This is a genomic window from Mycobacterium sp. THU-M104 (assembly GCF_049197365.1).
Classification (GTDB): Bacteria; Actinomycetota; Actinomycetes; order Mycobacteriales; family Mycobacteriaceae; genus Mycobacterium.
On record NZ_JBMIOP010000076.1, the window covers coordinates 1 to 1,484 of the forward strand.

General features: G+C 63.1%; 1 protein-coding gene. It reads left to right on the forward strand.

Annotated elements, in window-relative coordinates; all coding sequences use genetic code 11:
* Positions 1–215 precede the first annotated feature (215 nt).
* Positions 216–1,360, forward strand: a protein-coding gene (locus ACOJVU_RS07295) for an IS3 family transposase (protein WP_407689303.1) whose coding sequence is annotated in 2 segments (ribosomal slippage) — positions 216–483 and positions 483–1,360 — 1,146 coding nt in all. Because the reading frame shifts where the segments join, the coding sequence is not laid out codon by codon here.
* Positions 1,361–1,484 lie beyond the last annotated feature (124 nt).

The window sequence follows — 1,484 nt, forward strand, 5'->3', positions numbered from 1 at the left end:
TTAGCGCCTCGTCGGCCTGCTCAGGTGTGACTCCATGCTTGGCGATGTAGTCACCGCGTCTGGACCAGTCGACCAACACACCTAAATGTAATACATGGCCGTATTACATTTCAAGTGTTTTCGCGGCCATGCCCTGGCATGTCCCCGGTGAATGAGTCCGCCTTGTTTTAGAGTCCTGTGGCCCCGAACGGGGGCTGGAAGGGACGATGAAGAACATGGCTGGCCGGAAGAAGCATTCCGCTGAGGACGTGGTGCGTAAGCTGCGCCGCGCTGATGAGCTCGCTGCGGCGGGCAAGACCAACGAAGAGATCGCGGCCGAGTTGGAGGTGTCGCCGGCCACGCTGTACAACTGGCGGCGCAGCTATGGCGGCATGGACGTGGACGCGGCCAAAGAACTCAAAGAGCTACGGGAACAGAACACCCGCCTCAAGCGGCTGCTGGCCGAGGCCGAGCTGGAAAAAGACGCCCTGCGGGAGGTCGCCAAGGGAAAATTCTGAGCCCGGACGCCAAACGCCGCGCTGTGGACATGCTCAAAGACGTGCTGGGCATGTCAGAACGGCTGGCGTGCAAGGCGGTCGGGCTGGCCCGCTCCACCTATCGCCGCACCCCGCTGGCGGCTACCCCGGCTGACCCTGACGCGCCGCTACGGGCCTGGCTGCGGGACTATTCCGCCAAACACCCCTGCCATGGGTTTCGCCGCGCCTGGGCGGCCCTGCGCCACGACGAACACCGTGAGGTGAACAAGAAGAAGGTGCACCGGCTGTGGAAGCAGGAGGGGCTGCAGCGCCGGGTGCACAGCCCGCGTAAACGCTGCGGGGCCTGCACCGCCCCGCAGGTCGAGGCAGACGCGCCCAAGGTGGTGTGGGCGCTGGATTTCCAGTTCGATTCCACCATCGACGGCAAAGCGGTCAAGATCGCCTCGATGCTCGACGAGCACACCCGAGAATCGCTGCTGAACATCGTGGAGCGCTCGATTACTGCCCAGCGGCTCATCGCCGAGCTGGAGCGGGTGTTCGCCGCGGCTGGCGGTCCACCGAAGGTGCTGCGGATGGATAATGGCCCTGAGCTTATTTCCCAAGCGCTGCAATCGTTTTGCGCTGGAAAGGTGGGGCTGTCCTACATCCCGCCCGGGACCCCATGGAACAACGGCTACATCGAATCGTTCAACAACCGGCTACGAAGGGAGTGCCTCAACCGCAACCACTGGACCAACCTGCTCGAAGCCCGCGTGGTCATCGGCGACTTCAAGCACGAACACAACCATCGACACCGTCACTCAGCGCTGGGCTACCTCACCCCCGCCGAGTACGCTGCCCGATGCAGCCACACCCATCACCCCGTGGCCTGCGAGATCAACTGAAATCGGTATCAACACAACCTGGCTCCAAAACCAGGCGGACCGACTATCGGGGACCTGCCAGCCCCGTCGTCCGAGGCACTCTGCACGCACTGCTGAAGCGGGTAGATTATCGACTTGCGACGAA